This window comes from Janthinobacterium sp. SUN120 (assembly GCF_030397735.1).
Classification (GTDB): Bacteria; Pseudomonadota; Gammaproteobacteria; order Burkholderiales; family Burkholderiaceae_D; genus Janthinobacterium; species Janthinobacterium kumbetense.
On record NZ_JAPUBW010000001.1, the window covers coordinates 1 to 26,543 of the forward strand.

At 63.7% G+C, this 26,543-nt stretch carries 10 protein-coding genes and 1 pseudogene; 6 read left to right on the forward strand and 5 right to left on the reverse strand.

Annotated features, from left to right (window positions below; genetic code table 11):
• Together O0879_RS00005 and O0879_RS00010 are read left to right on the forward strand one after the other, a co-directional pair.
• Nucleotides 1-1,876: non-ribosomal peptide synthetase (locus O0879_RS00005; RefSeq protein ID WP_289914145.1), on the forward strand; the 1,876-nt coding region annotated here is incomplete at its 5' end.
• 385 nt (nt 1,877-2,261) lie between these two features.
• Nucleotides 2,262-3,424, forward strand: a protein-coding gene (locus O0879_RS00010) for an IS3 family transposase (protein WP_289916118.1) whose coding sequence is annotated in 2 segments (ribosomal slippage) — nt 2,262-2,517 and nt 2,517-3,424 — 1,164 coding nt in all. Because the reading frame shifts where the segments join, the coding sequence is not laid out codon by codon here.
• A gap of 229 nt (nt 3,425-3,653) precedes the next feature.
• Here O0879_RS00010 and O0879_RS00015 read toward each other — a convergent pair.
• The 3 genes from O0879_RS00015 to O0879_RS00025 all read right to left on the reverse strand — a co-directional run bounded on the left by O0879_RS00015 (nt 3,654) and on the right by O0879_RS00025 (nt 5,637).
• The gene (locus tag O0879_RS00015; RefSeq protein ID WP_289914146.1) at nt 3,654-4,145 is read right to left on the reverse strand and encodes a transposase; all 492 of its coding nucleotides are present in this window, start codon (nt 4,143-4,145) and stop codon (nt 3,654-3,656) included.
• 54 nt (nt 4,146-4,199) lie between these two features.
• Entirely contained in the window at nt 4,200-4,346 is a 147-nt protein-coding gene (locus tag O0879_RS00020; protein ID WP_289914147.1) for a hypothetical protein, read from the reverse strand.
• 1,012 nt (nt 4,347-5,358) lie between these two features.
• Nucleotides 5,359-5,637: a hypothetical protein gene (locus tag O0879_RS00025; protein ID WP_289914148.1), complete on the reverse strand. Its 279-nt coding sequence runs from the start codon at nt 5,635-5,637 to the stop codon at nt 5,359-5,361.
• A gap of 200 nt (nt 5,638-5,837) precedes the next feature.
• On the opposite strand from O0879_RS00025, the gene O0879_RS00030 reads away from it, so the two are divergent.
• Both O0879_RS00030 and O0879_RS00035 read left to right on the forward strand, forming a co-directional pair.
• The gene (locus O0879_RS00030; protein WP_289914149.1) at nt 5,838-8,975 is read left to right on the forward strand and encodes an NAD(P)-binding protein; all 3,138 of its coding nucleotides are present in this window, start codon (nt 5,838-5,840) and stop codon (nt 8,973-8,975) included.
• Between the two features lie 178 nt (nt 8,976-9,153).
• Nucleotides 9,154-9,933 (forward strand): annotated as a pseudogene (locus tag O0879_RS00035) (alpha/beta hydrolase); the annotation flags it as partial.
• Here the strand turns inward: O0879_RS00035 and O0879_RS00040 are convergent.
• Nucleotides 9,918-12,812, reverse strand: a complete 2,895-nt coding sequence (locus O0879_RS00040) for a hybrid sensor histidine kinase/response regulator (protein ID WP_289914151.1) — start codon at nt 12,810-12,812, stop codon at nt 9,918-9,920. The pseudogene O0879_RS00035 and the gene O0879_RS00040 overlap by 16 nt on opposite strands.
• Before the next feature lie 156 nt (nt 12,813-12,968).
• Between O0879_RS00040 and O0879_RS00045 the strand changes: the two genes are divergently transcribed.
• Nucleotides 12,969-13,598 carry a LysE family translocator gene (locus O0879_RS00045; RefSeq protein WP_251348108.1) on the forward strand — a complete coding sequence of 210 codons (630 nt, stop codon included), beginning with the start codon at nt 12,969-12,971 and terminating at the stop codon, nt 13,596-13,598.
• On the opposite strand, the gene O0879_RS00050 is transcribed toward O0879_RS00045, so the two are convergent.
• Complete coding sequence (locus O0879_RS00050) at nt 13,561-14,295, reverse strand: YceI family protein (RefSeq protein WP_289914152.1); 735 nt, start codon at nt 14,293-14,295, stop codon at nt 13,561-13,563. The genes O0879_RS00045 and O0879_RS00050 overlap by 38 nt on opposite strands.
• Nucleotides 14,296-14,883: 588 nt before the next feature.
• Between O0879_RS00050 and O0879_RS00055 the strand changes: the two genes are divergently transcribed.
• Nucleotides 14,884-26,526, forward strand: a complete 11,643-nt coding sequence (locus O0879_RS00055) for a hypothetical protein (RefSeq protein WP_289914153.1) — start codon at nt 14,884-14,886, stop codon at nt 26,524-26,526.
• The last annotated feature ends 17 nt before the right edge of the window (nt 26,527-26,543 follow it).

Below are 26,543 nucleotides of genomic sequence, written 5' to 3' on the forward strand. Positions count from 1 at the left end.
TATCACGCCGAGCTACTTGAACGTATTAGCGTTAGGAAAGCGACACAGCTTGCCCCACCTGAGATTATTGATTGCAGGCGGCGAAGCAATGTCGATGGAACTTGCCGGTCGATGGGATTCGGATTGCGTGCTCATGAACGCCTATGGGCCAACCGAGGCAACGGTGACTGCGACAACGTTCCGCCTGCACGACCTGCCTTCAAACGGGTCGGGCTCCTTGCGCTATATTCCGATTGGACGATCAACCGGCGACACGCAAATTTACGTACTCGACACGCGATTGCAGCCTGTGCCACCGGGTGTCATCGGAGAGATTTATATCGGTGGTGCCAGTGTGGCGCGCGGTTATCTAAACCTACCGGCTTTGACAGCTGAGCGGTTTTTACAAGATCCGTTTCGATCGAAACAGGGTAGCCGCTTGTACAAGACTGGTGACTTGGGACGCTGGCTGGTGTGCGGCAACGTGGAGTTCCTTGGGCGCAACGATCATCAGGTGAAGATTCGTGGCTTCCGAATTGAATTGGGCGAGGTCGAGAATGCATTGCGGACGCATGAAGATGTGAAGGATGCCGTTGTCATTGCGCGTGAAGCGCCCGAGGGCGGAAAGCGCCTCCTAGCCTACGTGGTGAGCAATGGAGCAGCATTGGAGCAAACCTTGGACGTTCGCAACCAATTAACTGCGCAACTGCGCCAGCACCTAATGTGCAATTTACCAGATTACATGGTGCCGCAAGCTGTCATGGTTCTCGACCAGTTTCCACTCACTCTCAATGGAAAGATCGACCAAAAGGCGTTGCCGGAATATGATCAGGCAGCGCTGGAACGGGAATATGTTGAAGCACGGACGGCAGTTGAGCGTGCGCTGTGCGAAAGCTGGCAGGAGGTGTTGCGCATACCACGGGTCGGCATCACTGACAATTTTTTCCAGTTGGGTGGGCACTCCCTGCTGGCGATCCAGCTGATGTCTACCGTCCGGCGGCGTCTGGACGTAGAGATGCCGTTAAGGTCTCTCTTTATTGCGCCCGATCCGGAGTCTTTTGCTCGCGCTATAGCCAATCAGGCAACGGTTATACCTTTCCAAAATTTGGTCAGCATTCGTTCGGGGAGCACAGCAAATACCCCTCCCCTCTTTCTGTTGCATTCTGGCGAGGGTGAAATCGCGTATGCAATCAAACTGGCTCAATCGTTGCATGGCGACCTGCCCGTGTATGGGTTGGCCGCGATTGGGTTCCTCGATGGCGAGGAGGTTATGTCCAGCGTGTCCACGATGGCATCGATGCAAATGAAGGCAATCCGGCACATCCAACCCGAGGGACCATACCGCCTTGCCGGCTGGTCGGCCGGCGGGACAATTGCCTATGAAATTGCTCGACAATTACTGGATGACGGGGAGGAAGTCGATTTTCTTGGCTTGATCGACACGACGAGCAATTACGGTGGTGGATCTTTATCTACAGGATATGTGGACGTGGATGATGCTGCTTTTTGGCTAGCCAACCTTTGCGAGCTTCCTAAAGGGGTTGCTACCCAATTGCAGGCACTGGCGTCATGCGGGGACTTAGCACTCATGTTCGACGTGTGCCGACGTGAAGACCTCATCCCTCCACAGCTTGATTTTGCGGCATTCCGGCGTCATCTCGCTGTCAGAGCATCGATTGCCCGTGCTTTGTATGCATACAAACTGGTTCCGATACCAATTAACATCTCCTTGTTTTGCGCGGTGGATGAGATGCGGTCCGAACCCGATTTGGGCTGGAAGCAGGTGATGGGTGGCAGGGTTAGCATAACTTCGATAGGCGGTGGACACTATACAATCATGGATGAGCCGAATATCAAGGCACTCGGCGAGGCGATCTCGGCCAAGCTGCGTCTTTAAGGTTACCTCTAAAAACCCTCCGCTGGCCGGCCTACCTGGGTAAAAGGGTTCTAATGGAATGGACGCCCTCTTTCAAACGGCATCGAGGTGCCCAAATAGGGGGGTATCCCCCCTTAAACGAAAGGAGCGTCCACTATGAAGATTACTAATGCTGGGATTGATTTGGCAAAGAACGTTTTTCAGGGTAAGCATTCAGCCGTCCCATCTATGAATACCCCTAACGCCTCGCCATACTCCGATTTTTTATGGAGATTAGGATGAATTCAGATTTACGCAGGGCCTTATGGAAAGTGCGGGTGTAGCAATGGCGTGACAGTGGTTTGTAGTGGTTTAATGTACCCGGACACTGATTTAGGCGAGAATGCTCGCCATGGAGAGGTGTTTGATGAGCAAGCAAAGACGTACGTTTTCCCCTGAGTTCAAACAGCAGGCAGCATGCTTGGTGCTGGATCAAGGATACAGCCACGTGGAGGCAAGCCGGTCGGTCGGCATCGGCGAATCGGTGCTGCGCCGCTGGGTGCAGCAGCTGCAGTTGGAGCGGCAAGGCATCACGCCGCAGAGCAAGGCAATGACGCCAGATCAGCAGCGAATACAGGAACTCGAAGCACGTATTGAGCGTCTCGAGCGGGAGAAGTCCATTTTAAAAAAGGCTACCGCGCTCTTGATGTCGGAAGGGATAGAACGTACGAGGTAATCGATCAGATTTGTGGTGACGAATCAATCGAGTTGATCTGCGCGGTGTTCGACGTAGCGCGGTCATGCCTGTATGCGCATCGGGAGCGCGCCCGGAACATTGATGTTGAGCGCATGGCATTGCGTGGCCGTGTGCACGAGCTGTTCGTCGAGAGTCGCAGTTTGGCGGGAAGCCGCAGCATCATGGGCATGATGCGCGAGGAAGGCACGGCAATTGGCCGCTTCAAAGTCAGTCGTTTGATGGAAGAGCTAGGGCTGGTCTGCAAACAGCCTGGCAGCCATGCCTATAAGCAGGCTACGGTGGAACGGGTCGATATTCCGAACCACCTCAACCGTGAATTCACAGTGGAGGCGCCAAATCAGGTCTGGTGCGGGGACATCACCTATGTCTGGGCGCAAGGCCGATGGTATTACCTGGCTGTGGTGTTGGACTTATTTGCTCGCCGAGCGGTGGGCTGGGCATTCTCGCTACGACCCGATGCCGACCTTGTTGTGCAAGCGCTGGAAATGGCTTACGAGCAGCGAGGTCGACCGCAGAGGCTGCTGTTTCATTCGGATCAAGGTAGCCAGTACGCCAGTCGAAAATTCCGTCAGCGCTTGTGGCGCTATCGGATACGACAGAGTATGAGCCGTCGGGGAAATTGTTGGGATAACTCCCCGATGGAACGGCTGTTCCGCAGCTTCAAAACTGAATGGCTGCCGTCAACTGGTTACATGACGGCACAGGAAGCACAACGGGACATCAGCCACTACCTGATGCACCGGTATAACTGGATACGACCACATCAGTTCAATCAGGGACTGGCACCGGCCGTCGCCGAAGAAAAACTTAACGTAGTGTCCGGGATGGGTTGACCACTACAATTATGACGAAGCGGGGGGCATACTAGAACGCCCAACTAGGAGTGTGTGATCTAGGGCGATCGACTGAAATATATTGTCTAGGTAATTTATTTTGTGGGTGTTATGACGAAGTACTGCCTGGATTGAGAGGCATGTTGGCGCCAACTGCCTTGACGCGTACCGCCATCCTGGCAGGCTTGCTCAATATCGGCGACCAACTCCTGGCGCTGCGGCAACGCAATCATGCGTCCTCGCCGTCGGTCCACAGCGCTTCGTACTTTCGGGACAGCACCAGCAGCGCCGCCGTCTCGGCCAATGCCTTCTCCTTGCGGCGCAAATCCCTTTCCAGTTCCCGGATGCGCTTTTTGTCCGTCGCGCGTTCGGTCGCGCCAGCTCGGTTCTGTCCAGGCGACAAGGCCGTGTGGACTTCAGTGCGCCAGCGTTCCAGCTGTTCCACCAGCAATCCCTTGCGACGGCAGTACGCCGCCAATTCTGCCGCGTTCAGAGGCGCCGCCTCCAGCACCACCGCAAACTTGTCGGCGGAACTCCATTGCTCGGGATTTTGCCCATCGCCGGGCACCGCGCGACCTTGCTCGCGTGCCTGCTTGCGCCACAGGTACAGCGTGGCCTCCGGTACTCCGGTTAGCTGAGCCACTGCTGCCACAGGCTTGTTATGCGGCGCGCTCATTTGGCTGAGCGGGTGCTCTTTCTTCTCATTGGTGTATTTCGTCATCGTCAAATCCATCGCCCCAGGGCTGATTAGAACTCCAAATGCTGGAGACGACAACTATTTTGACAGAGGGGGCTTGCGCCACAGGTACAGCGTGGCTTCCGGCGCGCCGGTGAGTTGTGCCACTTCGGGCGCGGGCTTGTTATGCGGCGCGCTCATCTGGCTGAGAGCGTACTCTTTCTTCTCGTTCGTGTATTTCGTCATTGTCAAATCCATCACCCCAGGGTTGATTAGAACTCCAATTGCTGGAGGCGACAACTATTTTGATCGAGAGGGCTCGCGGCACAATTCAGGAACGGGAGAGCCTCCTTCGGCTGGCTTGAGGATGACGATGATCTAGCTATAGGTAAAACGGGATGCCTTCATTCAGCACCTTCAAAAATCTGAGCTTGGAAAATTCTATTTTTAAACGCGGTCGTATTTTTGGGGATTGCTGTCATTAAATTCGTTTGCCTACTCGAATTTAATGGCTTGCTATTTAATTTTACTGAGAAAAGAAATTTCATTCCATAAAACTTCAAAAGCTGACTATTCATGCACGAAGATTGCTGTGTAAATAGATAAGAATTTCGTTTTTGTTCTGAAATTTTATGTGGAACTTGGATTTTTTATATTTCCCATCACCGAATGATTTTTTCAACGGCCTGCCAGTGTCCCAGATTAAAAATCCGTTGAGTGAGTGTGCCGAGAATCACACCGATACAGCGTCACCCATGCTCGACAGGACTGGCTGTGTTGTATTCCTTGTTTCTGCGCACTTTCGTCACATCTTATCGTCAATGAAATTAAAAATTATAACATTAAGGAAATACTGATCAATTCGCTTTTCGGCTAGGTCTTGCGCGCTGAACTGCAGCACGACGAGTCGAACAGGTGCATTTTCGGTCGACTTGAGGGGATGCTTCACGCGTTTCTGCAATCAGGACGGACTACGGAATTCAATGATCGTAAAGCAACTGCTGGCCAACCGACGCCAGGTTGGCGAAAGCGAACGACGTGAACAGCTACGCATGTCACGTCGTCAAACTCGGCAAGGACAAGGCCGCACTGAGTCAGCTTCTTTTTGGCGGTGTATTCAAGGGCGGAAAAGCACCTTTGTATGTCGATGGCATGTGAAAGGGGACTGCTATTGCTATAGGTTAGCGAACCGCCGGGAGCCGTGCCCATTGAGTAAATCAGTTCTTCCCTAGAGGAATGGTAGCGAGTGAAAGAATGTTTAGCAAGCAAAAGAATGAATGCTTAGTATCAAATCTGCATGGGTGGATAATTCGGCCGCATCGTGCATCAGGGCGGCCAGGCGCAAGGGGGGCGGCACCAGTTCGGCGACGATCAGGCTGTGCTGGGCGACCGAGTAGAACACTTGCGTCTGTCCATTGAAGCGGCACTGGTAAGCGAGGCCGTGGGCGATGTCTTCGATGGCGACCTTGTCGATATGCGGGCGCAAGGGATAAAAACGGTTGCCTGAATAAGTGGATACGTAGTCGGTAGTAATCATTTCTGGATCAGCTCGCCTGCTTTGCACGGATGATCCATCCTACACCGGATGGCCGCCGCTTGCCTTCCGCCTGTCCTGCCTCCTCCCGACCGAGCCTATGCATCTTGGCAAATCCTTTAATTTATTTCATATCATTCATTGATATTTCTCAAATACACTGTGGAAATCTTGTTTGAATGAAACTTAAGGGGGGCAGGGCAATGACGGCGATACCTTCGGCAAGACCTTCGTATATCTATCAGGGCGGTTCGGTGATGATGCACTCGCCGCTGCAATTGAAACAGTCGGAAATGTACGGTTATTTCGTCCGGGGCGACCTGGCGAAGCTGCAGGCGACCGTGAATACCACCCTGAACCAGGTGGCGGGCAGCAAGATGACACTGAAAGCCCTGTCGCCGTATGTGATGCTGACGTTTACGCGCGTCAACCATGCGGATTCCGCCAACCCCGTTGACCAGGCCAAGGGCTGGATCACGGAAGTCGATATCGTCACCTGGATCATGGTCGGCCAGATGGACGCCGCCGGCAAGCTCGCGCATATCTACTGGTATCCGTGCCATATCTTCGTCGATGACGCCATGGCCCTGATCAACGGGCGCGAACTGTTCGGCTATCCGAAATACCTGTGCGACTACGAGATCCCCGCCGCCGGCAGCGAGCCGCTGCGCTGCTCCGTGGCCGCCAAGGGTTTCCAGCATTTTTCGCCGGAAACAAAACTGGCCCTGCATCCATTGCTGGAGGTTAATGCCACCGTGCAGATGGGGCAGCACAAGCCCATCAACAGTTTCCTGGAACTCATCGAGCAGGCGTTCCAGATTTTCCTGTCCATCCCCGATTTCTTTGACATGGATCAGGCCGGCTGGGCCGATGTTTTGTCGCTGCTGCGCAATCCCCGCATCGACCAGATTTTCCTCAAGCAATTCCCCGACAGTGCGGGCGTGAAAGCCGTGTATCAGGCCCTGGTGGCCGCGCCGGCCGAGATCAACCGCCTGCACGGTGCGCGCCTGCTTGGCTACGAATACGAATGCACGCTGCACGCCTTCGACAGCTTCCCGCTGGACCAGACCCTGGGCCTGAAACTGGGGCCGCAGGCGGCGATCTTGCCGTTCCAGGTGAATTTCGACTTCACGGCCATGCCGGGCGAGGAACTGGTCGACAATTCCCGCATCGCGCCGGAAAAGATCGCCATCCTCGGCGGCGGCGTGGCGGCCATGACCACGGCGTACTATCTGACGAACCAGCCGGGCTGGCAAAACCGGCACGCCATCACCGTGTACCAGCTGGGCTGGCGCCTGGGCGGCAAGGGCGCCAGCGGACGCAATGCGCAAGCGGGCCAGCGCATCGAGGAACACGGCCTGCACATCTGGTTCGGCTTTTACGCGAACGCCTTCAAGATGATCAAGGAAGCGTATGCAAGCCTGGACCGTCCGCCCGGCGCGCCGCTGGCCACCTGGCGCGACGCTTTCAAGCAGCACGATTACGTGGCCCTGTCGGAAGACGTCAAGGGCAAGTGGCGCAACTGGTCCATCGTCTTTCCCACCTTGCCGGGCGAGCCGGGCGAGGGCGGCGAAGACATCACCCTGTGGCAGATGGCCGTCGCCATGGTGGGCTGGATCGAGCAGTGGATACGCCAGATCCGGCAAGTGGCGGACGCCGATGCGCGCATCGTGCGCGCCAGCGCATCGCAAGGCGAGGGCGTGTGGCCGGGCTGGCTGCGCCGCCTGGCCGATGAAGTGGTGGGGCAGGCCGATGAACTGGGGCTGGACGTGGGCCTGTCCGTGGGCGCGCTGGCGGCACTGGTGGCCGACCTGGCGCCGGACTCCACGCGCCATGACCAGGCCCGCCACCAGCTGCTGGCCAGCACCCTGAACGGCATCCGTGCCTGGCTGCGCCTGCGCTACCGGGCCCTGATCGATGGCGACGATGAATTGCGCCGCCTGTTCATTTGCCTGGACCTGGGCATCACGGTCATGAAGGGCATGTTCCAGGATGGCGTGTTCAAGAACGGCTTCGACGTCATCAACGATATCGACTTGCGCGACTGGCTGCGCAAGCATGGCGGCGACGAGCAGTTCAGCGTCAACTCGGCGCCCGTGCGCGGCTTCTATGACCTGGTGTTCGCCTACGAGGGCGGCGATTTTGCGAAACCGAACATCGAGGCTGGGACGCTGTTGCGGGCGATGGCGCGCATCGGCCTGGCCTACAAGGGCGGCATCATGTTCAAGATGCAGGCCGGCATGGGCGACACGATCTTCACGCCGCTGTACCAAGTGTTGAAAAAAAGGGGCGTGGAATTCAAGTTCTTCCAGCGTGTGGAAGAACTGGTGCCGGGCGCGGGCGACATCGACAGCATCCGCATCACCGAGCAGGTGCAATTGAAGGACCCCGCCGCCGGCTATGCGCCGCTGGTCGACGTGAAAGGCCTGGCGTGCTGGCCCAGCGCGCCCGATTATGCGCAGATCGAAGCGGCGCAGGCGGCGCTGCTGCAGGAGAAAGAGGTCAACCTGGAATCGTACTGGAGCGACTGGCCGCAGCAGTACCGGCAAGCGTTCGGCCGCGCGCTGCCCGCCACGGTATTGAAGAAGGGCGTCGATTTCGACAAGGTGGTGTTCGGCATTTCCATCGGCTCGCTGCCCGCCTTGTGCCCGCAACTGCTGGCGCAAAGCCCGGCCCTGCAACTGGCGGCCGACAAGGTGAAAACCGTGGCCACGCAAGCCTACCAGGTGTGGCTCAACAAGGACTTGCGTCAGATGGGCTGGACCACGCAACCGAAGGGCCAGCAGCCCGTGCTGTCGGCCTTCACGGAGCCGTACGACACGTGGGCGCCGATGGATCAATTGTTGGCGCACGAGGATTGGCCGGCGGGACTGGCGCCGAAAAACGTCTCGTACTTTTGCAGCGCCTTCCCCGTCGACAGCTATCCGCCCGTCACCGATACGGATTTCCCGGCCCGCTGCGCGGCCAGGGCGAAGCAGGGTGCGCTGCACCAGCTGGAGCACGAGATCGGCGCCCTGTGGCCGGAGGCGGGCGGGCCGGGCGCGTTTCCATGGCAATGGCTGGTCGACGCCAAGGCGGCCACGGGCGCGGCCCGTTTCGACAGCCAGTACTGGCGCGCCAACGTCGACCCGTCCGAGCGCTATGTGATGTCGGTGGTGAACAGCACGCAGTACCGGCTGGCCGCCGACCAGTCAGGCTTTTCCAATTTGTTCCTCACGGGCGACTGGATCAAGACGGGCATCAACGCGGGCTGCGTGGAAGCGGCCGTGATGGCGGGCATGCAGACGTCGCGCGCCATGACGGGGTATCCGGCCGTGATCCAGGGCGAGACGGATTTTTAGTTATTTCGCTATGATGGCGTTTCATTGTTCCCTGCGCGAGCGAATCATGCAACGCCTGCTGCTGTTGTTTCTGATCTGTATCAACCTGCACGCGGTCGCCGCGCCGCCCGGCGCGATCGTGCTGTGGCCCGGCGCGCCGCCCGGTGGCGCGGCGCCGGGCCCGCAGCGCGACAGCGCCAAGGGATCCATCACGCAGGTCGAACAACCGTATCTGATCGCCCACCGCCCGGCGCAGCCGAACGGCATCGCCATGCTCCTGGTCAGCGGCGGCGGCTATGCGCATATCGAGGCGGGCAAGGAGAGCGGCCCCACCGCCCGCTGGCTGCAGGCGCAAGGTATCACGGCGTTTGAACTCGTGTACCGCCTGCCGCAGGAGGGCGGAGGCGTCAGCGCGCCGTTCCAGGATGGCCAGCGCGCCATGCGCGTGATCCGTGCGCGCGCGGCCGAGTGGGGCATCGACCCGGCGCGCATCGGCATGCTGGGATTTTCTGCCGGCGCGCACCTGACCGGCATGACGGCCGTGCAGGCCGACGCGGCCCGCTACGCGCCCGTCGATGCGGTCGATGCCGTCTCTGCGCGCCCCGACTTTGCCGTGCTGCTGTACCCCGTGCTGACCATGCAAGCGCCATTCGACACGACGCATGCGAAAAAGCAGTTGCTGGGACGTCGCCCCGCGCAGGCGGCGCGCGACGCGCTGTCGGTGGAATTGCACGTCGATGCGCGCACGCCGCCCATGTTCATTGCGCAGGCGCTCGATGACCCGATTGCGCCGCCCGAGAACAGCCGGCTGATGGCGGCCGCCCTGCGCCGCGCGGGCGTGCCCGTCGAAGTGCATTTGTTCCAGCACGGCGGCCATGGCTGGGGCCTGGGCAAGCCGGGCAGCGAGCCGGCCGCATGGCCACGGCTGTTGCTGGCGTGGCTGCAAGCGCACGGCTGGATGGCTCAGCCGGCGGGCTGAGTTTCCAGGTCGCGCCGCGCCACGCTCAGCGCCTCCTGCAACTGCGGCAGGAACTGTTCCACGTTATCGAGCTGGCCGTTCGAGGCCAGGGTTTCCATCTGGTGGCACAGGCCGTGCAGGGTGGGGCGGCTCAGGTAGCCGGCGCTGCCCTTCAGGGCGTGGAAGGCGGCGGCGGCGGCGCTGGCGTTGCCATCGCGCACGGCGTGGCAAGCCAGGTCCAGGCGCCGCGGCGCTTCCGTCAGGAACGCTTGCGCGATGCGCTGCAAATGCTGCGGCGACAGGCCGGCCAGCGGCAAAATGTGCACGGGCGCCGTCATGGGGTCGGCCGGCGTCTCCGCCTGCGCCGTGTTGGCCTCGTCCAGGCCGAACTGGCGCGCCAGGCTGTCGTCCTCGATGGGCGCGGCAGGCGGCAGCGCGTGGCCGCGCGCCAGCAGCAGGTCGATGAGGGCGTCGATTTTCTCGAACAGCAGCGCTTCGTCGACGGGCTTGCTGAGGAAGTCGTCCATGCCGGCGGCCAGATAGCGTTGCCGGTCATGTTCGCTGGCGTTGGCCGTCAGCGCGAGGATGGGGATCTGCGCGTCGGGAATGGGGAATTCGGCGTTGCCGCCGTCGCGGATCAGGCGCGCCGCCTGTTCGCCATCCATCAGCGGCATGCGGCCATCCATCAGCACGCAATCGTAGGCGCCCGCACCCAGTGCGCGCAGCGCCTGCTCGCCGTTTTCCACGATGGTGACCTCATGCCCCATGCTTTCGAGCAGGGTGCCGATGATGATCTGGTTGGTGCGCACGTCTTCGGCGCACAGGATGCGCAGGCGGCAGGCGTGGCGCGCGTGGCGTGGCGGCCGGCGCGCGTCGGCCGCCGGCGCGCTGCCTGGTGTCAGCGGCAAGGTGAAATGGAAGCGCGAGCCGATGCCGATGCGGCTTTCCACGCCGATCGTGCCGTTCATCAGTTCGACCAGCTCCTTGCAGATGGCCAGGCCCAGGCCCGTGCCGCCGTAGCGCCGCGTGGTGGAGTGGTCGGCTTGCTCGAATTTCTGGAACAGGCGCGGCAAGGTGTCCGCGTCGATGCCGGGGCCCGTGTCGCTGATGATGAATTCGATCTCGCTGCGGCCGTCGCGGCGCGGCGGCGTGCGGGCGCGCCTCACTTCCAGCAGCACTTCGCCATTCGCCGTGAATTTCAGCGCATTGCCCAGCAGGTTGATGAGGATTTGCCGCAGGCGCGTGGGGTCGGCGCGCACGTAGCGCGGCAAGTCCAGCGCCAGTTCGCGGCGCAGCAGCAGGCTCTTGGCGTCGGCCTGGCCCTGCACGATGCCGGCAGCGTCGCCGATCAGCGCCAGCAAGTCGAAGTCCACGGTTTCCAGGGTCAGCTTGCCGGCGTCGATCTTCGAGAAATCGAGGATGTCATTGAGAATGGTCAACAGCGACACGCCATTGTGCAAGCCGATGCGCAGGTATTCCTGCGTGCGGCCTTTGACGGACTGGTCGCGCAGGGCGAATTTCAGCATGCCGATCACGCCGGCCAGCGGCGTGCGGATGTCGTGGCTCATGGCGGATAGAAAATCGATGCGGTGGCGGCTGACCACTTCCGCGTGCTCCTTGGCTTTCAGCAGGGCGTCGTTGCTGAGGGTGAGCGCCAGGGTGCGCTCCTGCACCCGCTGTTCCAGGTTGTTGCGCAGCAGGCGGATCTGGTCGGCCAGGGCAAAGGCCAGCAGCAAGCCGTCGAGCGTGCCGCCGAGCAGGGTCACCAGCTGGGCGTTGGCCACCATGGCCGGCATCAGGCCCAGGTTGGCCGGCAGGATCAGGAAGCCGGGCAGCATCAGGGCGACGAAGGCCAGCACGAAGAAGCGCGCCGGCTGGTAACCGCGGCACCAGACGACGATGCCGCAGACGAGCGCCAGCAGCATCCAGATGCTGATGACGATGGTGGCCAGCGTGTGCGCATACGACAGGGCGAAGAAGCAGCTGGGCAGCAGCAGCAGGGGCAGTACCAGGTTGACCTTGCTGATGCGGTGCAGCAGGGGCGAGTAATCGCGCAGGCGCAGGAAATGCGTGTAGAACAGGGTGCTGAAGACGGGCAGCAGGAAAAACGGCACGTAATGCAGCTGCAGCAGGCGCCAGTCGAACAGGTCGGCAAAGACGTGGAAGGTCATGGCCCAGGCCAGGCCATAGGTCAGCACGTACAGCGCGTAATAGGCCGAGGCTTTTTCCAGGGTGATGGAAAAGATGAAGAAATTGAACAGGCCCAGCGCCAGCAGGGCGCCGATGGACGCCACCATCAGGAAGTTTTCCTTGCCCACCAGCTTGCGGTAATCCTGCTGCGTCTGCACGCCGAACAGCGGCGCGCGCGCGTAATAGGGACTGGAAAAGCGGATCAGGATGTCATACGTGGCGCCGGGCGCCAGTTGCACGTTCCTGCCGTAGTGCAACAAATACTCGTGCGGACGCTGGTAGCCCGTCAGCAAGGTCTGCGGCGCCGCCTGCAGTCCGGGGCCATACACGTACACGTCGACCAGGTCGATCAGGGTGTCGTTCGGGTCGATGACCCAGGCCGTTTCGCCGCTGTCGTTGCGCACCTGCGCGTGCAGCCAGTAGGCGCCGCCGAACAGGTCCACCTGGCTGGCCGGGCGCTGGTGCGCCAGCCAGGCGGGCAGGGCGGCCGCATCGGCGGGCGCGGCGTCATTTCCGGCGAGAAACAGTTGTCCACCGTTGCCCAGGTGCTGGATGCCTTGCTTGCTCAGGGGCAAGGGCGCCGCCTGCGCCCCACCCGCCAGGCCCAGCAGGCCGATCAGCAGGCCGAACAGGAGCGGCCAGCCGCATAGCCAGGCGCAGACGCGGGAGCTGGAAGCGCGGTGGCGGGAAAGGGGCGGGTGGGCTGGCATCGATGGGTTTGGTGATGGTCGCGCGGGAAGCGGCGGCAACGCCGTTTGCTGTGGAGTGCCCATTTTAATCGACTCTTGCTGGCATACGGGCAATTTCATGTCCTGTTGGCATGACGCCCGCTCCGGTATCATGGCGCCTTTGCCCGCGAGATATTCATGCTCAGTCCCGACCAGTTCCTGGCCTTCCTGGCCGCCGCCGTCCTCATTACCGCCAGTCCCGGCCCCGACAACCTGATGGTGCTGGGCGTGGGCATGTCGCGCGGGCGCCGCCAGGGCATGGCGTTCGGCCTGGGCTGCGCCCTTGGCTGCCTCACGCACACCGTGCTGGCGACCATCGGCGTATCGGCCCTGCTGGCCGCCTCGCCCACGGCATTTACCGCGCTGAAAGTGGCCGGCGGGCTATACCTGGTGTGGCTGGGCATCGGCGCCTTGCGCAGCCGCGGCGGCGCCAAAGTCGATGGCGCGGCGGCCTTGCCGGACGAATCGCTGCTGCGCCTGTTCGGCAAGGGCTTGTTTGCCAACAGTATCAATCCGAAAGTCGTGCTGTTTTTCCTGTCGTTCCTGCCGCAGTTCATCGTCGCGGGCCAGGGCAATGCCAGCTGGCAGACGGCGCAGCTGGGCCTCGTCTTCACGGCGCAGGCTTGCGTGCTGTTCGGCCTGCTCGGCTATTTTTCCGGCGCCGTCGGACACTGGCTGAACCGCCGCCCGCGCGCCGGCCTGTGGCTCGACCGCGTGGCCGGCACCATCTTCATCGGCCTGGGCTTGCGCCTGATCCTGGCGCGTTGAACTCTTGCCTGGCGGTAATGCGAAACGCCAGTTCCATCTGATCCTGCACGGCCATGGCGCCGCCCAGGACGGCGAAGGGCACGATGCCGAAGTCGCTCTGTTTCAAGAGCAGGCTGCCGCTGGCCTGCAGTTGGCGGCCATCGGCCGATTCCTCAATCCGCACCGGCAGCTGCAGCGTGCGCGTCACGCCATGCAGGGTGATGTCCGCCTCGAGCACTTCCTTGTCGCCCGTGCGGCGCGCCTCGATGTTTACCCACGGATAGCGTTCCGCCTCGAGCACGCGCACCAGCATGTTGTGGCGCGTGCCGGCAATGGCGTCGGCCGACGGCGTCGTCGTCAAGCCGGCCGCCTGGCGCAGGCCGGCTTCATCCACACTCATCTCGTCGAGCCGGAAGCGAAACTGCGCGCGTCCCGGCGCGGGCGCCACCACGCCCTGCAGGCTGCGGCTGGCCACCACGTGGTCATGCCCGAGCCGCGCCAGCGCGCCGCCGCGGCGCACGGTGATGGTCAGCAGGGATTCCTGCGGGGCGATGTGCAAGATGCGCACGCCCGGCTGTTGCCAGGGCGGCGCCTGCATGGCTGGCGTCGCTACCGGCGCGGCCGGGAGCGAGGCGGGCGGCGGCGGGGTGAACGGGCTGCAGGCCGCGAGCAGGGCGCAGGCGCAGGCCAGCAGCAGGCGGCGAGGGGCGTGGGGCATCAATGAGGACTCCTGGCAAAGGGATGGCGGTGGCGCAGGGCGCGATGGGGCGATAGTAAGCGATCCGGGCACCGGTGCGATAGCCGCGACGCATGCGCGGCCGTTTTGCAAGACCAATTCCTTCCGCCGCATGCCCTGTCTTGCAGGGAAATGGACGTGAATGCCGCGGAATTGGTATTAACAGCAGGCGCCAGAAAATGAATGTGCGGCGGTGAAAAATCGAATGGTGGGATTGCCACGCATGCCGGGAAAAGGCGTATTCGAATTAATGCTGTTAATTAGCATTAATAGTTTCTTTTGAAAAACAAACTACGCGTTTGATAGTTTCGCATGATTATGCAAATGATAATTTAAATATAATGTCGAGCTAATCAGTATGCGGTAAAAATAGAATGTCGGCGTGACTACACGATGAATTCGATGAATGTGTTGTGAAATATCAACGAGATAATTTAATTTCATTGTTGGAAACAAAAAAACCACTGTTGTCGTACGCTTGAAGTGTTACTTGTTCATATAATCATGACAAATAAATGTCATTTTTATATTTGTCTGCATCTTGCAGCGGTACATTTCTTAGCGAACAACATGATCAAAACACACCAGGAAACGGCAGGCCGTTCCGGCCGCCACGCAGCTTTTTCGTCCGCCGGGCGCTATCTGGGGATGCTGGCCGCGCTTGTCGGCCGCGCCCGCCTGCCTCATCTTTCCAAGTGTCATGTTGCGCCGCTGGCGCTCGCTTCCCTGCTGCTGGGCGCCGCCGCGCCCGCCGCCGCACAGGTGCTGTGGGAGGATTACCGCGGCATCGAGCGGGTGCCGGCCAATCCGCCCGCGCCCAATTACAACAACGGTTTCAACGCGGGCAGCACGGGCCGGCTCGCCAGCCTGGCGGCACTGGCCGCCAATCCCGCCGCCAACGCGGCGCGCACGGGGACGTCGGCGCAGCTGGACTGGGCCAATGGCACCACCGCCAATCCCGGGCAGTTATGCAACTTCGATACGCAGCAAACGTCGGCCGCCTGCCGGGCCTGGATCATGGGCCGCGTGATGTACACGCTGGTGGTATTTCCCCAGGCGGGCAATTACAAATTCAGCGTCGCGCACGATGACGATGTGAAGGTGGATTTCTCGACCCAATATTCGACCAATTACCGCAATACCGTGTACAACGTGGCCGTGGGCAGCGTGGCCGAATATTCGAATAATGAAACGGATTTCCAGAATTTGGCCGGCAATTTCAATAGCGCCACGCCCGGCGGCTGTTATCTGGCCCGCGTCCTGTGGAATAACGTGGGCGGCATCAATTATTTGCACATGCGCTGGACGCGTCCTGACAATGTGACGGAAATTATTCCCGCTGCGCAATTGCGCGATCCCGGCCTGGCCAGTTCCTATGCCGACTGTACCAATAGCAAGACGGACCTGGCCGTCAGCAAGGTGGGACCGGCGCAGTTTTCCGTCGGCAAGCCCCTGAGCTACACCATGAAGGTGTGGAACCGCGGCCCGGCCCTCAGCACGGGGGCCACCTTCAGCGACGTGCTGCCGGCCAGCCTGAGCAATGTCAGCTGGACCTGCGCCGCCAGCGGCAGCGCTTCCTGCGGCACGAAAACCTCGGGTTCGGGCAGCAACAACGTGAGCATTACCATGGGCAACCTGCCCGTGAATGGCGCCGTCAGCGACCCTACCGCGGGTGCCTATCTGACGGTGACGGTCACGGCCACGCCGGGCGACGCCGCCAGCATCGTGAATACGGCCAATGTGACCGTTTCGCCCAACGAAACGGATAGCGATCTGAGCAACAACAGCAGCAGCACCACGGCCACGGTCAGGACGAATACCTTGACGGTGCTCAAGGTGCTGGCGCCGGTCGGCGACAGCGGCCTGTTCATCATGAATGCCAACGGCACGGCCGGCGTGCAGGGCGGCAACGGCGCCACGGCCAGCGCCGTGGTGCGCGTGGGCAACCTCGTCACGTTTGCGGAAACCGCGGGCACGGCCACCGTGCTGGCCCAGTACCAGAGCAGCTACAGCTGCGTGCGCACGGATACGGCCGCCGTCATTTCCAGCGGCGCGGCCAACGCGGGCAACTTCACCATGCCCGAGGCGCCCGTCACCTGTACCATCAGCAACCGCCGCCTGCAGGCGGACATGCAAGCCGTCACGACGGTGCCGGCCGGTCCCTACAATGCCGGTTCGCCCGTGACGGTGACGGGCGTGTGCACGAACAACGGCCCCGACAGCGCGGCCGCGCCCACCTGCGTGATGAGCGGCTTGCCCGCCGGCGCCACGGCCAGCTGCAGCGCGCCCGTGTCGCCGTTCATTCCCGGCTCGCGCATCAATTGCAGTTCCACTTTTAACCTGCCCGCCAGCGGCAGCCTGACGATCACCACCACGGCCGGCGCGAGCACGCTGGACCCGATTCCCGCGAACAACGTCGACAGCGACAGCCTGGGCATCGTCAGCCCGCTCGTGCGCGTGCAAAAAAGCGTCGACAAGACCAGCGCCTTCATCGGTGACACGGTGCAGTGGACCTTGACGGCGAACAATACCGGCACGGGCGCCACCACGGCCATCCTGACCCTGACCGATACCTTGCCGGCCAACCTGGCCGGCATCGTCGTCACGCCCACGGCGCCGGCCACCTGCGCGCCGCTGGCCGGCAATACGCTCACTTGCACGGTGCCGGCCGGCCTGGCGCCGGGCGCCAGCGCCCTGGTCAGCCTCACTGGCGTGCCGACGGCGGCGGGCAGTTTCATCAACAGCGTGGCGCCGTCCGGCGGCAATGGCGCCAGCTGCGCCACGGCGGGCGCCTGCCAGACCACCACCGTGGTCAGCAAGGCGCTGGTGGACGTCACCACCACCCTGAACGGCTTTCCCGGCTCGACGAATGCGGGCGATGCCATCAGCGGCACGGTTACCTACCGCAACATGGGACCGGGCGCGGCGGAAAACGTCACATACACGCTGCAATTGCCGCCTGGCTTGACGGGCGTGTCCGTCGGCGGCGTGACGGGTGTGTACAACGCGGGCACGGGTTTCATCGTCCTGTCGGGCCTGCCGCCGAACCTGGCGGCCGGGCAGGGCGTCACCTTCAATCTCAGCTATACGCAGCCGCCCACGAACACCTCGTTTGTCACCAGCGTGGTCGCAACCACCTCCGTCGAAGTGGCCAACGACTTGCCGAATACGGCCACCGTGATGGTGCCGGGGCCGAACGTGCGCGTCACCAAGGTGGCCGACAAGCTGACGGCCAACGTGGGTGAAAACATCACGTGGACGATTACGGCCAGCAATACGGGCAATATCGCCAACCAGGGCGTCGTGAGCCTGGCCGATCTGCTGCCGCCCAACCTGGTGGTGACGAACGTGGTGGCGGCGCCCGGGGTGACCTGCCCGCCGCTGGCGGCCTGGGTGGCGTCGAGCACCCAGACGTGCACCATCGCCGCCGGCCAGCTGGCGGCCCTGAACGGCAGCCGTAGCGTCAGCATCACGGCGCATGCGACGGCGGGCGGCAGCCTGGCCAACCGCATCATGCCGGCCGGCCCCGATAATCCATCCTGCGCCACGGCGGAAAATTGCAGTACGGTCACTGCGATCACCAGCCCCAAGGTGGCGGTGACGAAAACCGTCGACCACGCCAGCATCAATATCGGCGCCACCCTGACCTGGAGCGTCACGGCGACCAATAGCGGCGATGGCGTGAGCACCGCGCCCATCACCCTGACCGACACCTTGCCGGCCAACCTGACGGGCGTGAACGTGGCGCTGGTCGGCAGCGCCACCTGCGCCGCGCCGGTGGGCAATATCCTCACGTGCACGGTACCGGCCGGCCTGGCCGCGAATGGCGGCGTGGCCGGTTTCACCGTCACGGCCCAGCCTGCTGCAGCGGGCACCTACAACAACAGCGTCGTGCCGTCCGGCGCCGACAACCCGGCCTGCGCCACGCCTGCCGCCTGCGCCACCACCAGCACGGTGACCAGCCCCAGCGTGGCCGTGACGAAAGGCGTCGACAGGACCACCGTCAACCTCGGCGACACCATCACGTGGACCCTGAAAGCCATCAACAGCGGCAGCGGCCCCACGAATGGCCCGATCACCCTGACCGATACTTTGCCCGCCAATGTGGGCGCGCTGCAGATCCTGCCCGTGGCGCCCGCCAGTTGCGGCGTGCCCGCCGGCACCACGCTGACGTGCACGGTGCCGCCTGGCCTGGCCAGCGGCATGCAGGCAACGGTGACCATCAAGGCCGTGGCGAATGCGGCCGGCACGGTGGCCAACAGCCTCGTGCCGGGCGGCGTCGACAATCCCGCCTGCGCCACTCCGGGCGATTGCCAGACCACCACCACCGTCACCAGGCCGAACGTGGCCGTGAAGAAAACCGTCGACAAGGCCAGCGTCAACGTGGGCGACACGCTCACGTGGACCTTGACGGTGAGCAATAGCGGCACGGGCGCCAGCACGGGCGCCGTCACCTTGGCCGACACCTTGCCGGCAGGGCTGTCGAACGTCGTCGTCAGCCCGCAGGCGCCCGCCACCTGCGCGCCCGTGGCGGGCCAGAACCTCGCATGCAGCGTGCCGGCCGGCCTGGCCCCCGGCGCCTCGGCGAAAATCGTCGTCAGCGCCACGGTCACCGTGGCTGGCGCCGCCGTCAACAACGTGCTGCCATCGGGTCCCGATACTCCCGCCTGCGTGCTGCCCGGCGATTGCGGCACCACCACCACGGTGGTCAAGCTGCTCGTCGACGTCACCACCACCCTGAATAATTTCCCGCCGAATACCCTGGCGGGCGACATGATTTCCGGCACCGTCACCTACGCCAACGTGGGACCGGGCCCGGCCGAAGGCGTCACGTACACCCTGCAACTGACGCCCGGCTTGAGCAATGTCACCCTGACGGGCGCCGTGGGCAGCTACAATTCCGCCACGGGCGTCGTCACCCTCAGCGGCTTGCCCGCGGGCCTGGCGAATGGCCAGAGCACCAGTTTCAATGTCAGCTACACGCAGCCGGCCGACAACCTGTCGATGGTGACGTCGAGCATCGCCACCACCTCGGTGGAAGTGCCGAACCACTTGCCGAACACGGCCACGGCAACCGTGCCCGGCCCCATCATCCGCGTGACGAAACTGGCCGACAAGACGACGGCCAACGTGGGCGAGACGATCACCTGGACCATCACGGCCACGAACACGGGCAGCCTGGCCAACCTGGGCGTGCTGACCCTGACCGATATCCTGCCCGCCAACGTGGCGGTGCTGTCCGTCACGCCGGGCGCGGGCGTCAGCTGTCCGCCGCTGGCCAGCTGGCTGGCCAACAGCGCGCAAGCGTGTACCGTCGCGCCAGGCCAGCTGGCCGCCGTGAATGGCAGCCGCAGCATCACCATCACGGCCAGGGGCACGGCCGGAGGCAGCCTGGGCAATAAAGTGCTGCCGAGCGGGCCAGACAATCCCGCCTGCGCCCAGGCCGCTTCGTGCCAGACGACGACCACCATCCTCAGCCCGCAAGTGGCCGTGCGTAAAACCGTCGACAAGAGCAATATCAACGTGGGCGAGGCGCTGACGTGGACGATAGCCGTGGCCAATACGGGCACGGGCGCGACCATGGGCATCGTCACCCTGACGGACACCTTGCCGGCCAACCTGACCCTGTGGCAAGTGTTGCCCGCGTCGCCCGCCACGTGCGCGGTGCCGAACGGCAACCAGCTCGTGTGTTCCATTCCCGCCGGCATGGCGGCGGGCGCCACGCTCAATATCGTCGTCAAGGGCGTGGCCAATGCGGCCGGCGCCTATGTCAATACGGTGGTGCCGAGCGGTCTTGATAATCCCGTCTGCCCGCAGCCCGGCGATTGCAGCACCACCAGCACGGCCGTGAAACTGCTGGTCGACGTGACCACCACCCTGAACGGCTTTCCTGGCAGCACGCATGCGGGCGACACGATTGCCGGCACCGTCAATTTCAGCAATATCGGCCCCGGCCCGGCCGAAGGCGTGACGTACAGCCTGCAACTGGCGCCCGGCCTGGCCGGCGTCAACCTCGGCGGCGTGACGGGCAGCTACAACGGCGGCTCCGGCCTGGTGACCTTCAGCGGCGTGCCCGCCACCCTGGCGGCAGGGCAGGGCTTCAGCTTCCAGCTCAGCTACATCCAGCCGGCCAGCAACCTGTCGACCGTGGTCAGCCGCATCGCCACGACGTCGACGGAAGTGCCGAACGACCAGCCCAACGTGGCCACCGTCACCATGCCTGGCTCTATCATTCGCGTCAGCAAGACGGCCAACAAGGCCGTGGCGAATGTCGGCGAGGAAATTATCTGGACGATTACGGCCAGCAACACGGGCAGCCTCGCCAACCAGGGCGCCGTGATCCTGACGGACTTGCTGCCAGCCAATATCGTCGTGACGAATGTTTCGCCCGACAGCGGCGTCACCTGTCCGCCGCTGGCCAGCTGGGTGGCCAACAGCAGCCAGAGCTGCAGCGTGGCCATCGGCCAGTTGGCGGCCGGCAACGGCCAGCGCCAGATCGTGCTGACCGGCAAGGCCAGCGCGGGCGGCAACCTGGCCAACCAGGTCATGCCGAGCGGTCCGGACAATCCAGCCTGCTTCCAGGCCAACAGCTGCCAGACGCAGACCACCATCACCAGCCCCAGCCTCGCGCTGAGCAAGAGCGTCGACAAGCTGGCCCTGAATATCGGCGACAGCCTGACGTGGACGGTCACGCTGGCCAATAGCGGCACGGGGGCCAGCACGGCCGTCGTCACCCTCACCGACACCTTGCCGGCCGGCCTGGCGAATATCGTCGTCACGCCCGCCGCGCCCGTCACCTGCGCGCCGCTGGCCGGCAATGTGCTCACGTGCAGCGTGCCGGCCGGCCTGGCCGCCGGCGGCAATGCCACGCTGCAAGTGACGGCGCGGGCCGCCGCCGCTGGCAGCCTGGTGAATGGCGTCAGCGCCAGCGGCACGGATAACCCCGTCTGCCTGCAGGCGGGCGATTGCAGCACCACCAGCACCGTCAGTTCGCCGCTGCTGCACGCCAGCAAGACGGTCGACAAGACGGCGGCCAACGTGGGCGATACCCTGACGTGGACCTTGACCTTGCGCAATACCGGCACGGGACCGAGCACGGCCATCGCCACCCTGGCCGATACCCTGCCTGCGGGCCTGGCGAACGTGCTGGTGACGCCGGTGACGCCCGTCACCTGCGCCGCACCGGCGGGCAATGTCGTCAACTGCAGCGTGCCGGCCGGCCTGGCCGCCGGCAGCGCCGCCACCGTCAAGCTGAGCGCCACGGCGACCCTGTCGGGCAGCCTCGTCAATGCGCTGCTGCCGGGCGGGCCGGACAATCCCGTCTGCGCCGTGCCCGGCGATTGCCAGACCACCACGGTGGTGTCGAAACTGCTGGTCGACGTGACCACCACCCTGAACGGTTTTCCCGCCAGCAGCAACGCGGGCGACGCCATCCGCGGCGTGGTGACGTTTGCCAACGTGGGGCCGGGCGTAGCGGAAACGGTGACTTACAGCCTGCAACTGGAAGCGGGCTTGAGCGGCGTCTCGCTCAGCCCCGTCAGCGGCGCGCCCGGCATCAGCGGCGTCTACAACAGCGCCACGGGCTTGTACGTGCTGAGCGGCTTGCCGGCCACCCTGATCGCGGGGCAGAGCGCCAGTTTCAACCTGTTCTACACCCAGCCAGCCAGCAACAGCTCGCGCATCACCAGCGTGGTGGGGACCAGTTCCACGGAAATCGTCAACGACTTGCCGAATACGGCGACGACGAACTTGCCCGGTCCCGTGATTCGCGCCAGCAAGACGGTCGACAAGGTGAACGCGGCCGTCGGTGATATCCTGACCTGGAGCATCACGGCCACGAACACGGGCAACTTGCCGAATCAAAACGCCGTCGTCATCGCCGACGTGCTGCCCGCCAATATCGTCGTGCTCGGCGTGACGCCCGATGGGGGCGTGAGCTGTCCGCCAGCCGCCAGCTGGACGGCAGGCAGCGTGCAGTCATGCACGATTGCGGCAGGTCAATTGGCAGCCGGCAATGGCAGCCGCAAGGTCGTCATCACGGGACGCGGCACTGCGGGCGGCAGCCTGTCGAACCGCGTCGTGCCCAGCGGCGGCGACAACCCTGCCTGCGATACGGCCAGCGCCTGCCAAGCCACGACGACCCTCGTCGCGCCGCAAGTGACGGTGCGCAAGAGCGTCGACAAGAGCAGTGTCAGCGTGGGCGACTTGCTGACCTGGACCATCACCGCCAGCAATGGCGGCACGGGCGCGACCAAGTCCGCCATCGTGCTGACCGACAACCTGCCAGCGGGCGTCAGCGGCGTGCAAGTGCTGTCCACGCAACTGGCCACCTGCGCGCCCGTGGCAGGCAATATCGTCACGTGCAGCGTGACGGCCGGCCTGGCGCCGGGCGGACAGGCGCAAGTGGTGCTGCGCGCCACGGCCAGCGCGGCCGGCGTGCTGCAGAACACGGTCTTGCCAAGCGGCCCGGACAATCCTGTCTGCGCGCAGGCGGCGGACTGCACCACCACCACCACGGCCATCAAGCTGCTGGTCGACGTGACCACCACCCTGAACGGTTTCCCCGGCACCACCAGCGCCGGCGACCAGATCAACGGCATCGTCAGCTACAGCAATGTGGGTCCCGGCACGGCCGAGAACGTGACGTACAGCCTGAAACTGGCACAAGGCCTGATGGGCGTGACCCTGAACGGCGCGGCCGGCAGCTATGACGCCGTCAGCGGCATGCTGACGGTGACGGGCTTGCCCGCCAGCCTGGCGGCCAACGAACTGCACAGCTTTGGCCTGTCGTATATCCAGCCGGCCAGCAATGTGTCGACCATCGTCAGCATCATCGCTACCAGCTCGACGGAGGTGCAGTACGACTTGCCGAACACGGCCACGGTGACCATGCCTGGTCCCGTGATTCGCGTCAGCAAGACGGCCCACGTCGGCAATGCCAACGTGGGCGACAGCATCATCTGGACCATTACCGCCATCAACAGCGGCGGCGTGGCCAACCTGGGCGTGGTGACCCTGGCGGACATCCTGCCGCCGAACCTGACGGTGCTGGCGGTCAACGCCGATGCGGGCGTGACGTGCCCGCCGCTGGCGAACTGGGTGGCGAACAGCGTGCAAAGCTGCAGCATTGCTGCTGGTCAATTGGCTATCGGCAATGGCACGCGCAGCGTGCGCGTGACGGCCACGGGCACGCTGGAAGGCGTGCTGTCGAACCGCGTCATGCCGAGCGGACCCGACAACCCGGCTTGCGCGCAGGCGAACAGCTGCGAATCGAGCGTCGTGCTGACGGGACCCAAGGTAGCGGTGCGGAAAAGCGTCAACCGCGCCAGCGCCAATGTGGGCGATACCGTCGTGTGGACCATCACGGCCAGCAATACGGGCACCGGCCCCACGCGCGCCGTCATGACCCTGGTCGACACCTTGCCGGCCGGCCTGGCGAATGTGGTGCTCACGCCCGTGCGCACCACTTGCGCGCCCGTGGCGGGCAATGTGCTCACTTGCAGCGTGCCTGCCGGCCTGATCGGCAATGGCGGCGAAGCCAGCGTGGAAGTGTCGGCGACCGTCACCCAGGCGGGCGCGGCGCTCAACCGCGTCGTGCCGTCCGGGCCCGATGCGCCGCTGTGCTTGTCTCCGGCCGATTGCCAGACCACCACCAACGTCACCAGCCCCAGCGTGATGGTCAAGAAAGTGGCGGACAAGGCCAATGCCAGCATCGGCGACACCATCAGCTGGACCATCACGGCCACCAACAGCGGCAGCGGCGCCACCACGGCGGCCATCACCTTGACGGATGACCTGGCCGCCAGCCTGGCGGAGATCGTTGTCACGCCTGCCGCACCGACCACGTGCGCGCCGCTGGCGGCGAATAAACTCGTCTGCATGGTGCCGGCCGGCCTGGCGCCGAATGCCGTGGCCGCCGTCACGGTGAGCGCGAAAGTGGCGGCCAGCGGCACCCTGAGCAATACCATCGTGCCGACAGGTCCCGACTTGCCGCGTTGCGCGCAGGCATCCGATTGCACGGCCGTCACGGAAGTGGCGAATCCCGCCATCGGCGCGGCGCTGGGCGTGGGCAAGGTGACCCAGCTGTCGGCCAAGGTCTTCAACGTGCCGTACACGGTGGTGATCCGCAACGTGGGCAAGGGCGCGGCGCAGAATGTGCAGGCGCTCGACAGCCTGCGCGCCGCCTTCCCCGAACCGGTCGCGTGCCGCATCGTCGCGCCGCCTGCCGCGCCCGCCATTGGCGGCAGCCGGCAGCTGGCCGTCAATCCGGGCTTTACGGGCGGTTGCGGCGGCAGCGACTTGCGTTTGCTCAATGGTGATGCGGCCTTGGGCGAGGGCGAGTTGAGCGTCATTACTTTCACCGTGGAAATCACGGTGCAGGAGACGACCTTGCCGCAGTACAACAACAGCGTGTTTGCCAGCGCGCTGGGCGGCAATGTCGCCAACGGAGGCGGCGCCATCAGTGTGCCGCCCGCCCCGGCGGCAGGCGTGATCGCCGCCAACCCCACGTACACGCCGCCCGTGGGCAGCCTCGTGTTCGATGCGTCCAACAATGGCGGCAGCCATGCGGGCGCCGCGGCGACGGCGGCGGAGGTGGCCGCGCTGGCGGACAAGGTCGATCCTAACCGCAACGGCAATGCGTCGGATACCGTGGGCGGCGTCGCCTTCACGGGCGAAGACACGCCCACGCCCGTGGTCTTGCTGCGGCAAGTGGTCGATGTCATCAAGGCCGTGTCGGCGCAGCAGCAGGTCGATGCCAGCAAGTTCGAGATCAGCTACACGGTGCAGGTGGCCAACCGCTATCCTGCCGGCTACCCGACCTCGACCATGGTGCAGGTGGCGGAAAACCTGAAGGCCGTCTTCCCCACGGCCACCAGCGTCACCTTCAAGCCGGGCAGCCTGGCCGTCACGGCGCGGCCCGCCGGCGCCACGGCTTGCGTGGCGAATGCCGACTTCAACGGCGTCACCGTGTTTGGCTTGCTGAGCGGCCAGGGCGACTTGCAGCCGCAGGAAAGCTGCAACATCGTCTTCACGGTGCTGGTCGACTTCGGCAGCGTGGCGGCGATTCCCACCGTGCCGCAATTGAACCAGGTGTATGCGAGCACCATGCTGGGCACGGATGGAAGCGGGCGCAACATCGGCCACAGCTACAGCGCCGCCGGCGGGATCAGCACGCCGGTGGCGCCGGCCAGCGTGCTGGCCCTGGCCAGTTCGGCCGACACCTTGCTGCTGCCGGCCACGCCAGGCGCCACGCCGCCCAGCTTTACGCCCGTCGTGTTCAACACGAAGGACAAGCCGATGTTGTTGATCAGCAAGAGCGTCAACAAGGCGCAAGCCGAGATCGGCGACAGCCTGCAATACACGATCGAGGTGAAGAACACGGGCCTGGCGACGGCGTTCGGCGTCAGCGTGCTCGATAAACTGCCGGCCGGCTTCCGCTACATCGACGGCACCACCACGCGCAACAATGTGCTGCAGCCCGATCCTTCCGGCAAGCCTGGTCCCCAGCTGAGCTTCAAGCTGGAATCGCTGGCCCCGAACGCCAGCGCCAGCTTCCGCTACCGCCTGCGCGTGGGCGTCGGTTCGCTGCAGGGCGACGGCATCAACCGCGCCCAGGCAACGACCACCAACGGCCCGCCCTCGAACGAGGCGCGCGCGAAAGTGAAAGTGACGGGCGGCGTGTTCACGACGGATGCCTGTATCGCCGGCAAGGTGTTTGTGGACTGCAACAACAACCACGTGCAGGATGGCGAGGAACTGGGCATCCCGGGCGTGCGGCTGTACATGGAGGATGGCACGAACTTCACCACGGACGTGGAAGGCAAGTACAGCTATTGCGGCATCACGCCGAACAGCCACGTGATCAAGGTCGATGGTTCGACCCTGCCGCGCGCCAGCCGCATGATGGAAGCGTCGAACCGCAACCTGGGCGATCCGCACAGCCTGTTCCTCGATACCAAGAACGGCGAGCTGCTGCGCGCCGACTTCATCGAAGGTTCGTGCTCGAATCCCGTGCTCGAGCAAGTCAAGGCGCGCCGCGCGCAGGGCGAGGTGCGCAGTGTGGAAAGGGAGGGCGGCAAGGGAGGGGGCTTGAGCTTCAGCAGCCAGCCGGCCGCCGCGCCGGCCCAGGCAACGGACAGCGCCAACCAGCCTGTCGTCGCACCGCGCGTACCCGCCGCCGCGCCAGCCGCAGGAGGCAGCCATGCGCAATAAGCTCCTGTCACCTTACT